The sequence below is a fragment of the Flavobacterium sp. KBS0721 genome, assembly GCF_002007065.3.
Taxonomy (GTDB): Bacteria; Bacteroidota; Bacteroidia; order Flavobacteriales; family Flavobacteriaceae; genus Flavobacterium; species Flavobacterium piscis.
Genome location: NZ_CP042170.1, coordinates 1,559,154 through 1,575,912, shown reverse-complemented (window position 1 = coordinate 1,575,912; position 16,759 = coordinate 1,559,154). Strand labels below are relative to the sequence as shown.

General features: G+C 33.1%; 21 protein-coding genes. 15 read left to right on the top strand and 6 right to left on the bottom strand.

Translation table 11 applies throughout. The features are described 5' to 3' along the window. Position 1: 1 nt before the first annotated feature. Positions 2-484 (bottom strand): TspO/MBR family protein, encoded by a 483-nt coding sequence (locus tag B0M43_RS07035; protein ID WP_078006361.1) that lies wholly within the window; start codon positions 482-484, stop codon positions 2-4. A 144-nt stretch (positions 485-628) separates the two neighbouring features. Here B0M43_RS07035 and B0M43_RS07030 point away from each other — a divergent pair, with 144 nt between their 5' ends. The 6 genes from B0M43_RS07030 (at position 629) to B0M43_RS07010 (ending at position 5,888) form a co-directional block, all read left to right on the top strand. Then, complete coding sequence (locus B0M43_RS07030; RefSeq protein ID WP_078006362.1) at positions 629-1,717, top strand: diphosphomevalonate/mevalonate 3,5-bisphosphate decarboxylase family protein; 1,089 nt, start codon at positions 629-631, stop codon at positions 1,715-1,717. A 30-nt stretch (positions 1,718-1,747) separates the two neighbouring features. Next, the gene (locus B0M43_RS24420) at positions 1,748-1,897 is read left to right on the top strand and encodes a hypothetical protein (RefSeq protein WP_168199931.1); all 150 of its coding nucleotides are present in this window, start codon (positions 1,748-1,750) and stop codon (positions 1,895-1,897) included. A 2-nt stretch (positions 1,898-1,899) separates the two neighbouring features. Then, positions 1,900-2,838 (top strand): mevalonate kinase, encoded by a 939-nt coding sequence (locus B0M43_RS07025; RefSeq protein ID WP_078006363.1) that lies wholly within the window; start codon positions 1,900-1,902, stop codon positions 2,836-2,838. A gap of 76 nt (positions 2,839-2,914) precedes the next feature. Then, positions 2,915-3,505, top strand: a complete 591-nt coding sequence (locus B0M43_RS07020; RefSeq protein WP_078006364.1) for a DUF502 domain-containing protein — start codon at positions 2,915-2,917, stop codon at positions 3,503-3,505. Between the two features lie 65 nt (positions 3,506-3,570). Continuing rightward, positions 3,571-4,527 (top strand): geranylgeranylglycerol-phosphate geranylgeranyltransferase, encoded by a 957-nt coding sequence (locus B0M43_RS07015; protein WP_065449188.1) that lies wholly within the window; start codon positions 3,571-3,573, stop codon positions 4,525-4,527. A 452-nt stretch (positions 4,528-4,979) separates the two neighbouring features. Continuing rightward, positions 4,980-5,888, top strand: coding sequence for a pseudouridine synthase (locus tag B0M43_RS07010; protein WP_065449187.1), 909 nt, complete (start codon positions 4,980-4,982; stop codon positions 5,886-5,888). 67 nt (positions 5,889-5,955) lie between these two features. Here the strand turns inward: B0M43_RS07010 and B0M43_RS07005 are convergent, their stop codons facing one another. Together B0M43_RS07005 and B0M43_RS07000 are read right to left on the bottom strand one after the other, a co-directional pair. Beyond that, positions 5,956-6,558, bottom strand: a complete 603-nt coding sequence (locus B0M43_RS07005) for a DUF937 domain-containing protein (protein WP_065449186.1) — start codon at positions 6,556-6,558, stop codon at positions 5,956-5,958. Between the two features lie 271 nt (positions 6,559-6,829). Continuing rightward, on the bottom strand, positions 6,830-7,330 hold the full coding sequence (locus B0M43_RS07000; protein WP_065449185.1) for a DUF456 domain-containing protein: 501 nt from the start codon (positions 7,328-7,330) through the stop codon (positions 6,830-6,832). A 49-nt stretch (positions 7,331-7,379) separates the two neighbouring features. Here B0M43_RS07000 and B0M43_RS06995 point away from each other — a divergent pair, with 49 nt between their 5' ends. Beyond that, positions 7,380-7,763, top strand: a complete 384-nt coding sequence (locus B0M43_RS06995; RefSeq protein ID WP_078006365.1) for a hypothetical protein — start codon at positions 7,380-7,382, stop codon at positions 7,761-7,763. 47 nt (positions 7,764-7,810) lie between these two features. Then, positions 7,811-8,290, top strand: a complete 480-nt coding sequence (locus B0M43_RS06990) for a hypothetical protein (protein ID WP_078006366.1) — start codon at positions 7,811-7,813, stop codon at positions 8,288-8,290. A gap of 232 nt (positions 8,291-8,522) precedes the next feature. Here B0M43_RS06990 and B0M43_RS06985 read toward each other — a convergent pair whose 3' ends face one another. Further along, positions 8,523-9,629, bottom strand: coding sequence for a glycosyltransferase (locus tag B0M43_RS06985; protein WP_078006367.1), 1,107 nt, complete (start codon positions 9,627-9,629; stop codon positions 8,523-8,525). A 204-nt stretch (positions 9,630-9,833) separates the two neighbouring features. Further along, the gene (locus tag B0M43_RS06980) at positions 9,834-10,778 is read right to left on the bottom strand and encodes a lysylphosphatidylglycerol synthase domain-containing protein (RefSeq protein WP_078006368.1); all 945 of its coding nucleotides are present in this window, start codon (positions 10,776-10,778) and stop codon (positions 9,834-9,836) included. 143 nt (positions 10,779-10,921) lie between these two features. On the opposite strand from B0M43_RS06980, the gene ruvC reads away from it, so the two are divergent. From ruvC to B0M43_RS06945, 7 genes are all read left to right on the top strand, one after another. Further along, positions 10,922-11,476 (top strand): crossover junction endodeoxyribonuclease RuvC, encoded by a 555-nt coding sequence (gene ruvC / locus B0M43_RS06975; RefSeq protein WP_065449180.1) that lies wholly within the window; start codon positions 10,922-10,924, stop codon positions 11,474-11,476. A 76-nt stretch (positions 11,477-11,552) separates the two neighbouring features. Beyond that, positions 11,553-12,689, top strand: coding sequence for a radical SAM family heme chaperone HemW (hemW, locus tag B0M43_RS06970; protein WP_078006369.1), 1,137 nt, complete (start codon positions 11,553-11,555; stop codon positions 12,687-12,689). Positions 12,690-12,766: 77 nt separating this feature from the next. After that, on the top strand, positions 12,767-13,549 hold the full coding sequence (locus B0M43_RS06965) for a cyclase family protein (protein ID WP_078006370.1): 783 nt from the start codon (positions 12,767-12,769) through the stop codon (positions 13,547-13,549). A gap of 55 nt (positions 13,550-13,604) precedes the next feature. After that, positions 13,605-14,003, top strand: coding sequence for a GNAT family N-acetyltransferase (locus B0M43_RS06960; RefSeq protein ID WP_078006371.1), 399 nt, complete (start codon positions 13,605-13,607; stop codon positions 14,001-14,003). Then, the gene (locus tag B0M43_RS06955; RefSeq protein ID WP_078006372.1) at positions 14,000-14,350 is read left to right on the top strand and encodes a DUF4260 domain-containing protein; all 351 of its coding nucleotides are present in this window, start codon (positions 14,000-14,002) and stop codon (positions 14,348-14,350) included. The genes B0M43_RS06960 and B0M43_RS06955 overlap by 4 nt, the downstream gene beginning before the upstream one ends. 8 nt (positions 14,351-14,358) lie before the next feature. Continuing rightward, a complete protein-coding gene (locus B0M43_RS06950) occupies positions 14,359-14,730 on the top strand; it encodes an MmcQ/YjbR family DNA-binding protein (protein WP_065449175.1) in 372 nt (123 codons plus the stop codon). 71 nt (positions 14,731-14,801) lie between these two features. Next, positions 14,802-15,518: a PH domain-containing protein gene (locus B0M43_RS06945; RefSeq protein ID WP_065449174.1), complete on the top strand. Its 717-nt coding sequence runs from the start codon at positions 14,802-14,804 to the stop codon at positions 15,516-15,518. 126 nt (positions 15,519-15,644) lie between these two features. Here the strand turns inward: B0M43_RS06945 and B0M43_RS06940 are convergent, their stop codons facing one another. After that, complete coding sequence (locus B0M43_RS06940; RefSeq protein ID WP_078006373.1) at positions 15,645-16,745, bottom strand: DUF4407 domain-containing protein; 1,101 nt, start codon at positions 16,743-16,745, stop codon at positions 15,645-15,647. Between the last annotated feature and the right edge of the window lie 14 nt (positions 16,746-16,759).

Sequence of the window (16,759 nt, the reverse complement as noted above, 5' to 3'; positions counted from 1 at the left end):
TCTATTTATTCAACCACCAGATACTGGCATTTAAAATCCCGGCAAAGGCAACCCAAGCCATATAAGGAATCAATAAATAACCTGCAGTTTTGTTGATTTTGATAAACTTTAAATAAGTTTCATAAATCATCAGCCATAAAAGTGCAATTTCGATTAAAGCCAACATGGGATTTTTTAACCCGAAAAATATATACGACCAAATAGCATTCAATGTCAGTTGAATCAAAAAGAAACCTAAGGCAACTTTTACTTCCTGGTTTTGTTCCTTTATTTTATCCCAAACCAATCCTGCTGCAACCGCCATTAAAATATAAAGCAATGTCCAAACCGGCATAAAAATCCAATTGGGCGGATTAAAACTTGGTTTTATAATCGTTGGGTACCACGTTTCAACACTTGGTCTGGTCACTATGCTTGCAGAATACCCTACCATTAAACAAATTATTAATGCTACGACGATTTTGGTGATCTTGTTTAATTTCATTCTATTCAAATTTTAGTCAAAAATAGTTAAAAAGAAAGTTTAAACCATATAAGTTCATTTTAATCAAAGCCAAACTTATAATTTCTTATATAACCTATATGGTAAAAATATTTAAAAACTATCTTTGCCAAAATTTTATATTTCATGGTTACAGCAACTGATTTTATTCCTAAAAAATATACTTCGACGATCGAAAACGGAAGTTTTGAATGGAGCGCTCCCAGCAATATTGCATTAGTAAAATATTGGGGAAAAAAAGACAATCAAATTCCGGCGAATCCTTCGGTAAGTTTTACGCTTAATAATTGCAAGACGATTACTAAAGTGGGATTTGAGAAGAAAAGCACTTCAACAAATGATACTTTTTCTTTCGATTTACTTTTTGAAGGAAAACCAAAAGAAGATTTCAAACCAAAAATTCAGAAGTTTTTAGAACGAATTGAAGTGTATTTACCGTTTTTGAAAGACTATCATTTTACGATTGATACTCAAAATACGTTTCCGCATAGTTCAGGAATTGCTTCTTCGGCATCTGGAATGGCAGCTTTGGCAATGAATTTTATGAGTTTAGAAAAAGTACTGAATCCGGAAATGACGGATGAATATTTTTATCAGAAAGCTTCTTTTTTAGCCCGTTTAGGTTCCGGAAGCGCTTGCAGAAGCATAAAAGGAAATGTTGTAGCTTGGGGAAATCAGGCGAATATTGAAGGAAGTTCTGATTTATACGGAGTTGAATTTCCGTATACAATTCATGACAATTTTAAAAATTATCAGGATACTATTTTATTGGTTGACAAAGGCGAAAAACAAGTTTCAAGTACTGTAGGACATGATTTAATGCACAATCATCCTTATGCCGAAAGACGTTTTGCGCAGGCACATGAAAATCTGGATCAGCTAATTGCCATTTTTGAAAGTGGAAATTTAGACGAGTTTATTAAAGTGGTCGAAAGTGAAGCTTTGACTTTGCATGCTATGATGATGACATCGATGCCGTATTTTATTTTGATGAAACCAAACACTTTGCAGATCATAAATGCGATTTGGAAATTTAGAAATGAAACCCAAATTCCAGTTTGTTTTACGCTTGATGCCGGTGCAAATGTACATGTCCTTTATCCCGAAAACGTTAGCGAGAAAGTATTACAATTTATTAAGGACGAATTAGTTGTATTTTGTCAGAATCGTCAGTACATTTGCGACCAAATTGGAGAAGGTGCAATTGCATTATAATTTTACGTATCTTTAATTAAAATTTGATTGATGAGCATCAAAGCAGAAAAAATCAAAGTAATGAAATTGATTATGGAATGTAACAATCCTATATTCATAAGAAAAGTTCGAGAGATTCTTGAGAAGGGATTAAATAAAAAATCTTCTACTCCAAATAAAATAAAGAAAGACATAAAATAAACATGAAAGGACCATTATTTTACTCAAAAATATTACTCTTTGGAGAATACGGAATCATCCGCGACTCTAAAGGACTTTCTATTCCTTATAATTTTTACAATGGTGCATTGAAAAAAATCGAAGATCCTTCGGCAGAAGCAATCGCATCAAATGCAAGTTTACAACGTTTTGCAACTTATCTTGAAACTTTACAGACAGAACAACCTGAATTGGTAGCTTTTGATTTGGTTAGTTTAAAAAATGATGTCGAAACCGGAATGTATTTTGACTCAAGTATTCCGCAAGGATACGGCGTTGGTAGCAGTGGTGCTCTCGTTGCTGCTATTTACGATAAATATGCTACACACAAAATAACAGTTTTAGAGAATTTAACTCGTGAAAAACTGTTACAACTAAAAAATATTTTTGCTCAAATGGAGAGTTTTTTCCACGGAAAAAGTTCTGGTTTAGATCCTTTAAACAGTTATTTGAGTATTCCGATTTTAATTAATTCTAAAGATAATATTGAAGCAACTGGTATTCCGACTCAGAGTTTTGACGGAAAAGGCGCTGTGTTTTTATTAGATTCTGGAATTGTAGGCGAAACGGCTCCTATGGTGAACATCTTTATGGAAAATCTGAAAGATAAAGGTTTCCGTACGATGCTTAAAAACCAATTTGTAAAATATACCGATGCCTGCGTAGAAAACTTTTTGCATGGCGACATGAAATCGTTGTTTACCAATACTAAAAAGCTGTCAAAAGTCGTTTTAAACAACTTTAAACCAATGATTCCGGAACAATTTCACGGAATCTGGCAAAACGGAATCGACACAAACGATTACTATTTAAAACTTTGCGGTTCTGGCGGAGGCGGTTATATTCTTGGTTTTACTGAAGACTTAGAACGTGCTAAAGCATCTTTAAAAGATTATAAATTAGAAGTTGTTTACCAATTCTAAATTTAAACTTCTTTAAAAAAAATCCGGCTTATTGAATATCCTTTTCTAGAAATCATCACCCTAAAAGTTATTTAATATGAAAAGCATTTTAAAGATTATCAAAACAACTTTTTTAGGCGGGATTCTGTTTTTGGCACCATTAGTACTATTATTAGTAATTTTGGAAAAAGGATATCATATCATCCAGAAAATCACACTTCCAATTATAAGTCATTTCCCGAAAGTTAAAATTTTAGGATTGGCAATTGAGGATATTATTGCCATTTTAATTATATTCATCATTTGTATTAGTGCTGGTTTAGTTGCCAGAACTGCTTATGCAAAGAAACTAATTGAAAGATTAGAAAACGGTATTTTAAGTTTTATTCCAGGTTATTCATTCATGAAGAAAACGAATGAAAATATTATGGGTTTTGAATCTAATGAAAATTTAAAAGTTGTCTTAGTTCCTACAGATGCCGGATTGCAATTTGCTTTTTTAATAGAGCAAATAAATGAAAGTAATTTTACCGTGTTTGTTCCCGATGCACCAAGTCCCTGGACTGGATCTGTTTGTTTTGTAAATAAAAAAGACATCACAGAAGTTGGAATATCTCAAAAAGAAGCCTTAGCTTGCATTCGAAAATTAGGCTTAGGTTCTGCAGCATTATTAAAAGACAAACTTTAACAGCTGCACCAAACTTCACTTTTTACAACAAACTTCAAATTAAACCCCAAACTAACTTAAAAAAAATGTTAAGCAGACAGCACAAACTTTTAGTAATGAAAATTGTTAGTTTGTTCTCAGTAGTGAGAGGCTATAACATTCCGATTATTGTTTTAGCACAATATTTATCTGCTATTTTTATATTGGCTCCGGAGAAAAGAGCACTTGACATTTTATTGGATTTCAACTTATTCTTGATTGTTTTTGCATCTGCCATTACCATTGCTTCAGGATATATTATCAATAACTTTTACGACAGTCAGAAGGATTTAATCAACAGACCCAATAAATCGATGCTGGATCGATTGGTGAGTCAGAAGACTAAGCTTTCGGTTTATTTTACGCTTAATTTTATTGCGGCTCTGATGGCTTTGATTGTTTCCTGGCGTGCTTTCTTGTTCTTTTCGGCTTATATTTTCCTGATTTGGTTTTACTCTCATAAAATAAAGAAATACCCAATTGTTGGTAATTTGACAGCGGCATTTTTGGCTGTTCTGCCTTTTTTTGCCATTCTTTTGTATTTTTATAATAAGGTTTCGTTTGAAGAAATAGAAGATCATATGAGCCATTTTATGGTGATTTCAGCACATGCGGTTTTTTTATTTTTATTATTACTGATTCGAGAAATGATAAAAGATCTTGAAAATATAAAAGGTGATTTGGTCAACAACTATAGAACCATTCCGATCATTTATAACGAAACGGTTTCTAAACAAATTATTACAGTACTAACGTTTCTAACCGTAATTCCGGTATATATCCTAATCAACATTTACGATGTGGGCTATATGGATATTTACTTTTATGTATGTTTTGCTGTTTTATTATTTTTCCTGATTTATTTATGGAAATCGAATTCGAAAGGACAGTTTTTGCTTTTGCATAATGTATTGAAATTCCTGATTGTTTCTGGCGTTTGCTGTATTGTTTTGATTAATCCTAGCGTTTTATGGCACGGAAAGAACCTGCTTTTACATCCTTAAAGTGATAGCCCACGGATTGTACGGATTTGACCGGTTTACACTGATTTTTTGTTTGAAATAATTACCACAGAGATACACAAAGATTTCACGAGGATTCACTGATTTTTTTCTAAATCTTTGTGTATCTCTGTGTTTAAACTTTGTGCATCTTTGTGGTAAAAACCCTCCTCTCAAAATGTCTAAAAAAAGCGAATTACCTTAAAATAGCCCCGATTACTTCACTTAACATTTATTTTCATAGGAGTTCAGTGAACTTCGTTTGCAGTGGAAATCCTTTTATTTTTTTTCTTTAAAAAAATAAAAGATTGAAACGAAAAGCGGGACAACATGCCTGAAAAAAAGCCAATTGTACTGCTCCTGCAACCCTAAAAAATAATAGCTATTAATCTAAGAACAATGAACTTAGGATTATTTAGCAAGAATAAACTATCTTTGCACAAATTACAGAATTTATGAACAATAAGGAAGGCAATAATAAAAGAGGTGGTTCTAGGCCAAATAGCTCTAGACCAAACTCTAACAAGCCAAAACCTCCTATGGCGAAGCGCGCCCAAGGGCCAAAAAAAGTGAAACCTGCTGTTAAGGCTGCCGAAGAAGAAAAGGCTGAAAAAATCAAAAAACAGAATCAGGCTCCAAAAAGACAAAAAGCTGCAGACGAAATTCGTTTGAACAAATACATCTCTAATTCTGGTGTTTGTTCGCGTCGTGATGCTGATATATACATTCAGTCCGGAAACGTAAAAGTAAATGGCGTACCGGTTACTGAAATGGGTTATTTAGTAAAATTGAATGATGTTATTAATTTTGATGGTGTTGTTTTGACTCCTGAAAAGAAAGAATACATCTTGTTGAACAAACCTAAAAACTTTACAACTGCTCTTGACGAAGGTCAGGAATACCGTAACGTTCTGGAACTTGTTCGTGGTTCTACAACCGCAAAAATTGCTCCGATTGGCAGAATGGACAAGAATACAACTGGTTTGTTGTTGTTTACTAATGATACGGATATGATTCGTAAATTTACTTTACCGAGTCAGAAATCATCAAAAATTTATCAGGTTTCACTAGATAAAAACCTGAAATTTGAGGATTTAGAAAAAATAAGCAAAGGTTTGGTTCTTGACGGACACAGAGTGTTTGTTGAAGAAGTAAGTTATATTGAGAAAGAAGCAAAAAGCGAAGTGGGTCTTAAGCTGCGTTCATCAAATGTAAAAGTAGTTCGCGCTATATTCGAACACTTTGATTATGATGTTTTACGTATTGATCGTGTATCTTTTGCCGGTTTGACCAAAAAGAATTTACCAAGAGGTAACTGGCGTTTTTTGACAGATCAAGAAATTATCAATTTGAAAAACGTTTAAGAAACATTTCAAAAATTGATTTAAATATAAAATCCTGTTTTACTTTGTAAGATGGGATTTTTTTATTCTAGAAACTGAAAAAGTTGTGTCCGAAAAGGGTAAAAATGGATCTTCCGATGGATTGGTTTTTTTCTTCGACTGATTCGTAACAGGAGAAACCAAGGATAATTTTGATTCCGGGAGGAATACTGTTTAAGATATCTCTTTTTTGATCGTCCAGAAGTAATTTTAGACTGTCTAACAATTGAATATTGTTTTTAAGATAAGAGGCAACTAATAAGGCTGAAAAGTTTAGAATCTCTCTGGCTGTTTCGCTTTTGATGCCGACTTCGTTGGAGATCATTTCAGAAATTCTTCCCTTTTTATTGGTGAAGATTTCCTTCAGTAAAGCATTTCCTTCTAACCGGTAACAATCATCTACTGATAAAATTCGACCGGATGTAAAATCGACTTCCTGATAAAAGGTCGAATCTTCCTGAATTTGCGAAACAATTTCTTTGCAAAAACCCGATTCCTCGGCCCTATTATACAACCCCATTAAAACTGTACCTATCGAAACATCAATTCCCTTTATTAAAAGTGCATCATTTTCAAAATAAAACTTGTTCAACTTTGAAACAACATTAGAAGAAATAAAACGTCTAAGTTCAATTTGTAGGTTTGGAGTCATACTTAAATGGTTTAAATTATTTAAATCTATTCAAAATAACCGATAAAGTGAGGCTTTTTATCGTTTATCAGGATAAAAATATAAAATATTTTAACATTTCCAAAAAATAAGTTAAAAACCAGAGCGAATGATTAACAGTTGTTTAACAAAAAAAACTGCTCGAGTCAATAAACATAACCCTTTCGTAATCAAATCAAAGTTGAATTATTTTTTTGTAAATTTTGTATAAAAACTAAAAAAATAAGAAAAAAGCCAAACAAATGTTATATAATTAAAATAAAAAGTTTCGATATTCCCATGTCACACTCAAAAATATACCTAGAAAAATAATACAAAACATAAAATTGATAAAACTAGAGGCCAAAAAACCCAGTAATGAGCCAGTAGCTGCTTTTAGTGCCCGTTTGTGATTTTTAGAATCATAAATTATTTCACCAACAAAAGCCCCAACAAAAGGACCAATAATAACACCAAAAGGTATTGGAGCGAGAATACCAACAATTAACCCAATATTGGTGCCCCAAATTCCGTACGAACTTCCTCCAAATTTTTTGGTTCCTTTTGCCGGAATGACATAATCCAGCACCGTAATTATTATTGTGATAACAAGTGTAATACCCAAAATCCAGTAATTATTCTCGACCGCTTTTGTCATATACAACAATAAAAGGCCCACCCAACAGCTCGATAAGCCTGGCAAAACCGGCAGGAAACTGCCAAAAATACCCACTATCATGCATATAAAACCAAGTAATAACAATAGTAAATCCATATATTTTTTTGTAATTTTGCACCTACAAACTTTTTAGCAAAGCCAGTAAATGCAGAGACTTGTACAAATCGTATTATTTATTTTTTTGATTATTTTAATCAGCGAGACTACCTGCGCGCAAGTTAAAAAACTGCCTGTCGACGATCAATTACTTCAGGATAGCATTTATAAAAGTAATAAGAAAAAAGTTCTCAATTTTTCTATGAAAGAATTTGATGCACTTTTCTTTGAATACTTTAATCGTAAAAATGATGAAAATATTATTTTGAGCAGAAAAGAATTTTATAATTACACGGTTCAAATTGCCACTTTTTCAGACCGTTTATCTTCTTTATATCCTGACCAAAAACAAGTTGCAGCACAAAATAAAGAAAAATGGCTATCAGAAAGCTATGAAGATTATCTGCAATACAAAGCTTCTCAAAAAAAATAATCGTATTTTTATACTCTAATTTGTTCATTCAATTCAACATCATAATCTTGAAGCAGTTTTTCCTTTTTTTAGTCGTCTTATCTTTCAATTCTTGCCAGTATATTGACAAGCAGGTTCCGTCTGAAAAAGAGTTACTTCAAAAAGAATTAAAATCAATCAACTGGAAAGAAGTCGACGAATATCCATCGGTAGCAAATTGCGAAAAAATCGCCGACAAAAAACAACGCCAGCAATGCTTTTTTGATGTAATGGCGCAGCTTATTCAGCAAAAACTAGATATAGATACGCTTTCTATATTATATCCAGAACTCGATACGATTCAGGTAAAAGTAACGGTTTTCCCTAACTCGACCATGAAATTCGAGCCGCAATTTCCTAAAGATTCGGTTGTTTATGACACGATCAAAATTGATAGTATTCTTCATGCTCGTTTAGTAGATTTTCCCAAAATAAATCCTGCCTTAAAGCGCGGACTTCCGGTAAAAACACAATTTATTTTGCCTGTTATTCTTAAAGAAAAAGAATAACTATTTCTGCATTATTAATGGCACGCAGATTTTAAGGATTTAAACAGATTTGCGCATATTTGTTTTTATTTTATCTCATATAAGGAAGAATGATCTCACGATTAACCCGAAAAAAATTGAGAATACCAGAAAAAAATCCGCATAAATCCGTGCTTTCGCGAAGCGAATCCGTGTCATCCGTGTGCCATTTTAGCGTCCCCTAAATAATCCCAAAGTTTTCGGAATTTGGAATTTATTTCCCAAATCTTCTTTCCTTCCATTCATAAGTTCCAAACAAACTATACAAAGCTACAGCTGTGCTAAAAAAAGGATAAAACAAACTACTCAAAATCAAGCTTTTTATGTTGCTTTTACTCAGGAACTGATTTGTTTTATAAAGTAAAATATAGTCGATTATAAACTTACAAAAAGCAAACAAAACAAAAAACGAATAAGGCCAAATCATTAAAACACAAAACAAAAACCCAATTACAAAACCCACATTTCCAAAGAAAACAATAAGTCCTAAAACCTTTCCGAAACTACTTTGATACGAACTCGTTTTCGCCGCCCAACGCACTCTTTGATAAAATAAGGATTTCCAGTTTTCAGTTGGCTTTGTAGTTACTATTGCTTCTTCTGCTTTTAGATAGTGAATTTTATCCGGAAATAAATTGGCCGCTTTTTGCAACAAAAAAACATCATCGCCACTGGCAATTTTATTATTTCCGTCAAATCCGTTTAGTTTTTCAAACAAAGATTTCCTGTAAGCAAAATTGGCTCCGTTGCACATAAAAGCTTTTCTAAGTCCAAAACTTCCTATAGTAGCGCCTTGCAAACTGGTTAAATCTAATTGCTGAAAATGATCCAGAAATGAATTCTCGCATTGATAAGTAACCGCGCCCGCAAGCATCGAAACATCATGGTGCTGAATATAATTATCAAAAACTAAAAGCCAATTTTCAGGCACCAGACAATCAGCATCTGTAGTAATTACCCAATTGGTTTTTACATGTTGCATTGCTGTTGAAATAGCATCTTTTTTAGGTGAATTCGAAGTACGAATAGTATCGATAATCCTAACCTGAAACTTAAAACCTGAAACTTGAAACTTCTCATCAGAATTATCATCAACCAAAATCACTTCAAACAAATCAATAGGATAATTTAACTTTGAAAAACTCAATAAAAGATTCGGTAAATTCTCTGCTTCATTCCTGAACGGAACTATAATTGTAAAACTCGTTTGCGGTTTTAGATCTGTTTTTTGATAGTTATTTATTTTGTTAAAACCATAAATGAGTAATGCTATGCCAGCTAAATAAACAATCAAAATTATACTTAGAATAATGGTAATCATAACTTTGGCTTAAAATCATTTTTATAAACAAATGTAGTCCCTATGGGACATTTTACCGGGTGTTTTTTCTATTATTTCTACCAACATTTAACTCCTAACGGAGTATCTCGTAGAGATTATATGTTGGTAACAGAATCACTGCGACCAGAATATTTTGCTCCGTAGGGACTATACAATCTTATTAATTATTTAAGAACCTGATGCTTAAATTTTAGGAGAACTTTTAAAATTCAACACATAATAACTGCCTAAAATTACAGGTAAAACTACATTAAGAAACCACATCAACGTGCTTATAAAAACTACAATCCATTCGTTTACGCCCAATTTTTCGAAGAAAAAAATGGCAACACTTCCTTTTACCGCAAAATCCAAAAATTGAAAAGTAGGTAATGATGAAGCTAAAAAATACACTACAGCAATTGTAGAAATAAGTGTAAAATAAGGCAAATCGACATCAAAAGCCAGAAACAAAAAGTAATATTGATGGGAGAAAACCAAATAACGCAAAACTCCTAAAAGAATATTTTTACGATGAATTGGTTTTGGAATTTCATTGATCTTATGCACTAATTTCTCGATAGAATATCCTTTGATTTTTATTTTCTTTAGTGAAAACAAAACAATCAAAAGCAATACAAAACCTCCAAACAAAATGGCAGCCGTTTGAGTTGTAATGACCTCATATTTGGCATTGAAATACATCAACCCAAAAAGCCCAAAAATAACAGTTAAAACCATTTGGATTCCGTTGCAAATCAAGTTCAGGAAAATCACATTTTTTGCTTCAGATTTCGGATAGAATAATGCTTTTCCTGCATACTCTCCTACTCCGTTTGGTGTAAAAATTCCTGCCGTAAGTGCCGCCAAAACTTGTTTTGTAGCTTCGCCTAATGAAATTTCATGAATGACTTTGGCAAGATTCTGCCATTTCAAAATCTCGAAATAACGATTCAAAACACTCAAAAGCAAAATAAACCCAATCCCTAAAACCGATTGATTTTTACGGAACAGCGTAATAAACTTTTGCCAATCGAGTTTGTCATTGTTCGCCAACTGATTATAAATAAAGTAAAATGCACCACCTACAATCAAAAGTTTGATCAGAAGAACAAGGAATTGCTTAGCTTTGTGAGGAATTGAAATCATGCTGCAAAGTAAAGGAAACTATTGCGAAAAAGCTATTTCACAAAGATTCACAAAGCATTCGCAAAGACGCACAAAAAGAATCAAAAAAAACTTTGTGATTCTCTGTGCCACCTTAGTGCAGCTTTGTGTAACCAAAATAAAAAATGACAAAAGAACGCATCATATTAGGTATTGACCCCGGAACCACAATCATGGGTTTTGGATTGATTAAGGTCATCAATAAAAAAATGGAGTTTTTGCAATTGAACGAATTGCAACTTTCCAAATACGACAATCATTACCAAAAACTTAAAATCATTTTTGAGCGTACCATCGAATTAATCGAAACGCATCATCCTGACGAAATTGCTATTGAAGCGCCTTTCTTTGGTAAAAATGTACAATCAATGTTAAAACTGGGTCGTGCTCAAGGCGTTGCAATGGCAGCTGGACTTTCGAGGGATATTCCTATTACCGAGTACGAACCTAAAAAAATCAAAATGGCCATTACCGGAAACGGAAACGCCAGTAAAGAACAAGTTGCCAAAATGCTGCAACAACTTTTAGGTTTAAAAGAATTACCAAAAAACCTGGATTCAACAGATGGTTTGGCAGCGGCGGTTTGTCACTTCTTCAATTCAGGCAAAATCGTTGCCGGAAAAAGCTATACAGGTTGGGATGCTTTTGTAAAACAAAACGAAGAACGAGTTAAAAAATAGTTTTCAGTCGCAGTGGCAGTTCACAGTTAGACTGAGACTGAAAACTGAGACTGAAAACGAGACTGAATACTAAAAAATGAGCGGTATTTACATTCATATTCCTTTTTGCAAACAAGCTTGTCACTATTGCGACTTTCATTTTTCGACTTCTATGAAAAAGAAAGACGATATGGTTTTGGCTTTAGCCAAAGAAATTGCCATGCGCAAAACTGAGTTTTCAACTGAAATTGTAGAAACTATCTATTTTGGCGGTGGAACTCCTTCGGTATTATCAAATGACGAAATAAACTTTTTAATTGCTGAAGTTTATAAAAATTATAAAGTTGTAGAAAATCCCGAAATAACACTCGAAGCCAATCCGGATGATTTGTCTACAGAACGAATCTTCGAATTATCTAAAAGCCCAATTAATCGTTTAAGCATTGGGATTCAATCTTTTTATGAAGAAGATTTAAAGATGATGAATCGCGCTCATAATTCGGCGGAAGCTATAAATTGTCTGACAGAAGCAACAAAATACTTTGATAATATTTCACTCGATTTAATTTACGGAATTCCGGGTTTGACAGATGAAATGTGGAAGAAAAATATTGAAACCGCTTTAAGTTTTGGCATTCCTCATATTTCGAGTTATGCTTTGACGGTTGAACCTAAAACAGCTTTAAGAAAACTGATCGATACCGGAAAAATTGCTGAACCTCAAGATGAAGTCGCTTCAAACCATTTTATGATTTTGGTGGAAACGCTTCAGAAAAATGGTTTTATCCATTACGAATTATCGAATTTTGGAAAAGAGGGTTATTTCTCTAAAAACAATTCGGCGTATTGGTTAGGCAAAAAATATATCGGAATTGGTCCTTCGGCACATAGTTATGATGGCGAAAAAAGAGGCTGGAATATTGCGAATAATTCATTGTATTTAAAGTCGATTCAAAATGATGAACTTCCAATCGAAACTGAAATTCTTACTATTTCTGATCGTTATAATGAATATATTATGACAGGTTTAAGAACTATTTGGGGTGTTTCATTAGAACGAATTGAAACTGAATTTGGCTTAGAATATTTGAATTATCTCAAAAAGCAAAGTCAGAAATTCTTAGACGACGATTTACTTTCGATAGAAAACAACATTCTAAAACCAACCGCAAAAGGAAAATTTTTAACGGATGGAATTGCTTCAGATTTATTTTATTTAAATTTGGAAGAATAAAATTAGCCACGAAGGCACAAAGGCGCGAATTATTTAAACTTTGTGACTTAGCGTCTTTGCGGCATAAAACCTAATTTGTGTTAGCAAAAATAAACAACTTCGAGATAGATTTATCAAAACCAATTGATATCTCAATTCCGTTAACGAATACAGACGAAAACCCAATTGCCTGGTACATTGAAAAACCGGTTATTGAACCTGTCGTTTTTGGAGATTGGATCGGGAAAGTTTCTGAAGGAAAATCGTCGACTAATTTCAACAATATTTTCTTCAATCCGCATGGGCACGGAACGCATACGGAATGTTTAGGACACATTACGAATGATTTTTACAGCATCAATCAATCTTTGAAACAGTTTTTCTTTTTTGCTAAATTGATTACGATTGAACCAGAAAAAGTTGGTGACGATTTGGTTATTACGAAAAATCAAGTTGAAAAAGCATTGAGCACTTCGACTTCGCTCAGTGTGACAAATGAAGCTTTAATAATCAGAACACTTCCAAACGAAAAAGAAAAAAAGTCACGAAAATACTCGAACACTAATCCGCCTTATTTATCTGAAGAAGCAGCAATTTTCATCCGCGAAAGCGAAATTCAGCATTTATTAATTGATTTGCCAAGTGTAGACAAAGAGCATGACCAAGGTAAACTATTGGCACACAAAGCTTTTTGGAATGTAAAAGACACTTTAAACTTAAATGCTGATGCACGTTTAAATGCCACAATTACAGAAATGATTTATGTTCCGGACGAAATCGAAGATGGAAATTACATCCTAAATCTTCAAATTGCTTCGTTTGAAAATGATGCAAGTCCGAGCAAACCTTTATTATTTAAGATTTTAGACTGTAGATTTTAGATTTCTACATCTGCAAAAAAATCTAAAATCTGAACTCTAAAATCTAAAATTAATTATGATTACCGTTTCAACAGATAAAACCAAACTTGACGTTCTGTTCATACAAAACTTTTTAAAAGATATTTACTGGGCTGCAGGTCGAACGGTCGAAGAAGTGCAGACAACCATTGATGCTTCGGTTTGTTTTGGAATTTACTTAAACGACAAACAAATTGGTTTTGCGAGAGTCATTACAGATTATGTCGTTTTTGGTTATGTAATGGATGTATTTATTACCGAAGAACATCGTGGAAAAGGATATTCATCTCTTTTAATTGAAAATATGATGAACGAGCCTATTCTTAAAAACATTCAAATTTGGAGATTGGCTACAACTGATGCACACTTTTTATATCGTAAATTTGGTTTTACAGAATTGAAACATCCTGAAAAAATGATGGAAAAGAAACTATGAAAACAATAATCAAACTCGAAGAAGCTGTTTTATTTATCCTCGGAATCTTTTTATTCAACCGTTTAAATTTTGAATGGTGGTGGTTTTTAGTCTTGATTTTAGTTCCGGATTTATCTATGTTGGGTTATCTTTTTGGCAACAAAAGCGGAGCCTTTTTTTACAACATATTCCATCATAAAGGAATTGCGCTTTTAATTTACGGTGTAGGATATTATTTAGGTATTGAAACTATTCAGTTAGCCGGAATTATTTTATTTTCACATTCTGCAATGGATCGAATTTTTGGTTACGGATTAAAATATGAAAAAGGTTTTAAATACACTCACTTAGGTGAAATTGGTAAATAAGAAATGATATGAATCTAGAAACGTATTATGAATATTGTCTTTCGAAAAAAGGCGTTAGCGAACATTTTCCTTTTGATGAAGATACTTTAGTGTTTAAAGTAGGCGGAAAAATGTTTGCTTTATCATCTTTGTCACAATGGGAAAAGAACGAACCTTCAGTCAATTTAAAGTGTGATCCGGAACGTGCTCAGGAATTGCGTGCCGAATATGACGAGATAAAACCAGGTTTTCATATGAGCAAAGTACATTGGAATACGATTGCTTTAAACGGAAATTTATCGAATACTTTGGTCAAAGAATTGATCGATCATTCGTATGAATTGGTTTTCAAAAGTTTGACAAAGAAAATTCAGAATGAAATTATTGAATTAGAAAATTAGGCATTACATTTGCATCGTAAGAAAAAAACTTAGCAACTTAGTTACTAGATAACTTAGCAACTTATAAAAATATGAAAGAACAATTTAAAAAATTTCTGAACGAAGAACAAGATCCAAAAGCGATTGAAAAAATCACTTCGAAACTCCATGATTTATTGATGAAAGGTGAAGAAATTGGATATATTGCCGTTCAAAAAAAACCGGCAATTACTGTTTTTCCTGATAGTATTGTATTAACAAACAAACGAATCATTATTTGTCAGCCTAAAAATTTAGGTCTTTCGATGGATTTTACAGATTATACTTGGGATAATGTTGCGGGTGCTTTTGTAAAAGAAAATATTTTAGGTTCAGAATTTTCATTTAATACCAATACTGATTTATCAATTTCGATTGATTACATTCCGAAAATTCAGGCCAGAAAAATTTATACATACGCTAAAGAACAATTAGATCTAATAAAAAATCCAATTGTTGCCGAAACTCCAATCGTAGAAACTGCGCAAGTTATTGAGGAAGAAGATGATCTTGAAGACGAAGTTGAAGAAGTTGAAACGGAAGAAGTAACCAATTACGCTGAAATCATGCCGGCTACTACTCCATCTTATACAGAAACGTATGAACCAATTCAGCCAGCACAACCTTCAACAGGAGATCGTAAATTAAGTGATTTATCAAAAGAAGAACTTTTTGATAAGCTACAGAATTACAAAAAATTGCTTGATAATGGATTAATTATGCAAGGCGAATATGATGCTTACAAAAAAGAAATATTGAGCTATATGTAAATCTTTTTAACCGCAAGGTTCGCAAAGATTTATAAAAGAAAAACCATCAGTTGAAGCTGATGGTTTTTTTATGTTTTTAATCGCGCTCTTTGCGTAAAATCTTTGCGCTTCTTGCGGTTAAATCCTCTACAAAGTCGCTTTCTGCTTTTCTACAAAACTATTCGATTGCAGTTCTAATAACTCTGTTGCATTTTTGCGTTGCAGATCATATAGATTTTTATCTTCGGCAATATCAGCATAAACTTTATCATGCATTTCGGCACTGGTTTTTACCAATAAATCACGTTGGTATTTGTTTTGTTCTAAAGTCGCTTTCATGGCTGTTTCGGCTTCTTCTTGCTTGAAATCAAATTCGCCTTTTGGAGCTAAAAGCTTTGCAATAATTGGAGACGTTTCAATAGCCAAAAACAACAGCATAATAAAGAATGATGGCAACCAAGGCAATTTATCCAATGCGTTTATTCGCGCCATTAATCCGTCAAAACCTTCAATAATAGGTTGTGTTTGCGATACTTTTTTATCTAAATCGGCTTGTAATTGTTTACCGGCTTTTTCTTTGTCGGCAATTTTAGCTTCATTCGCCGTTTTTAAAGCAGCAAATTCTTTTAATGCCGCATCGTGTTTTTCCCTTTTTTCTTTATAAACCGGACCTTTTCCGAGTTTTTTAGTTCCGGTAGTTCCTTCGGCCTCTGTGATATAAGTAGCATAAAGTGCATTTACTTCTTTCTCTTTATTCAGAATATCTGTTTTTAAAGCGGCAATCTCAGCCTTGTTTTTATCTAAATCTGATTTGAAATAATTACCAACTTGTTTTTTATTGGCCAATTCCATTTCATTTTTTTCCTTCAATAAAACAGTATTGATTTCTTTTTCGAAAATTTTAATCTCCAAAGGTTTCGAAATTACGATGGCAATAATAACTGCCAACATGATTCTAGGTGTCGCTTGCAGAAATTCATCAAAAAAACGATCTCTTTTTTTAATTGTCGAAACAATAAAACGATCCAGATTAAAGATTAATAAACTCCAGACAAACCCAAAAATTAAAGCCGGATAAATGGAGTCAAAAACCGTGAAAAGCGCATAAGCACTGGCCAGAAAAGCCATAACGGCAGTAAAGAAAACGGTGGCGCCAATACCAACATATTTGGTTTGTTCGCCTTCTGAGCAACCTTCGAGCAGGTCACGATCAGCTCCTGAACACAGGATAAAAAATTGTTTTAACATGATTGATGATTTTG

Excerpts from the sequence above, each read along its gene's own strand:
- B0M43_RS07035 (WP_078006361.1), bottom strand. The coding sequence starts at position 484 with ATGAAATTAAACAAGATCACCAAAATCGTCGTAGCATTAATAATTTGT.
- B0M43_RS07030 (WP_078006362.1), top strand. The coding sequence starts at position 629 with ATGGTTACAGCAACTGATTTTATTCCTAAAAAATATACTTCGACGATC.
- B0M43_RS24420 (WP_168199931.1), top strand. The coding sequence starts at position 1,748 with ATGAGCATCAAAGCAGAAAAAATCAAAGTAATGAAATTGATTATGGAA.
- B0M43_RS07025 (WP_078006363.1), top strand. The coding sequence starts at position 1,900 with ATGAAAGGACCATTATTTTACTCAAAAATATTACTCTTTGGAGAATAC.
- B0M43_RS07020 (WP_078006364.1), top strand. The coding sequence starts at position 2,915 with ATGAAAAGCATTTTAAAGATTATCAAAACAACTTTTTTAGGCGGGATT.
- B0M43_RS07015 (WP_065449188.1), top strand. The coding sequence starts at position 3,571 with ATGTTAAGCAGACAGCACAAACTTTTAGTAATGAAAATTGTTAGTTTG.
- B0M43_RS07010 (WP_065449187.1), top strand. The coding sequence starts at position 4,980 with ATGAACAATAAGGAAGGCAATAATAAAAGAGGTGGTTCTAGGCCAAAT.
- B0M43_RS07005 (WP_065449186.1), bottom strand. The coding sequence starts at position 6,558 with ATGACTCCAAACCTACAAATTGAACTTAGACGTTTTATTTCTTCTAAT.
- B0M43_RS07000 (WP_065449185.1), bottom strand. The coding sequence starts at position 7,330 with ATGGATTTACTATTGTTATTACTTGGTTTTATATGCATGATAGTGGGT.
- B0M43_RS06995 (WP_078006365.1), top strand. The coding sequence starts at position 7,380 with ATGCAGAGACTTGTACAAATCGTATTATTTATTTTTTTGATTATTTTA.
- B0M43_RS06985 (WP_078006367.1), bottom strand. The coding sequence starts at position 9,629 with ATGATTACCATTATTCTAAGTATAATTTTGATTGTTTATTTAGCTGGC.
- B0M43_RS06980 (WP_078006368.1), bottom strand. The coding sequence starts at position 10,778 with ATGATTTCAATTCCTCACAAAGCTAAGCAATTCCTTGTTCTTCTGATC.
- ruvC (WP_065449180.1), top strand. The coding sequence starts at position 10,922 with ATGACAAAAGAACGCATCATATTAGGTATTGACCCCGGAACCACAATC.
- hemW (WP_078006369.1), top strand. The coding sequence starts at position 11,553 with ATGAGCGGTATTTACATTCATATTCCTTTTTGCAAACAAGCTTGTCAC.
- B0M43_RS06960 (WP_078006371.1), top strand. The coding sequence starts at position 13,605 with ATGATTACCGTTTCAACAGATAAAACCAAACTTGACGTTCTGTTCATA.
- B0M43_RS06955 (WP_078006372.1), top strand. The coding sequence starts at position 14,000 with ATGAAAACAATAATCAAACTCGAAGAAGCTGTTTTATTTATCCTCGGA.
- B0M43_RS06950 (WP_065449175.1), top strand. The coding sequence starts at position 14,359 with ATGAATCTAGAAACGTATTATGAATATTGTCTTTCGAAAAAAGGCGTT.
- B0M43_RS06945 (WP_065449174.1), top strand. The coding sequence starts at position 14,802 with ATGAAAGAACAATTTAAAAAATTTCTGAACGAAGAACAAGATCCAAAA.
- B0M43_RS06940 (WP_078006373.1), bottom strand. The coding sequence starts at position 16,745 with ATGTTAAAACAATTTTTTATCCTGTGTTCAGGAGCTGATCGTGACCTG.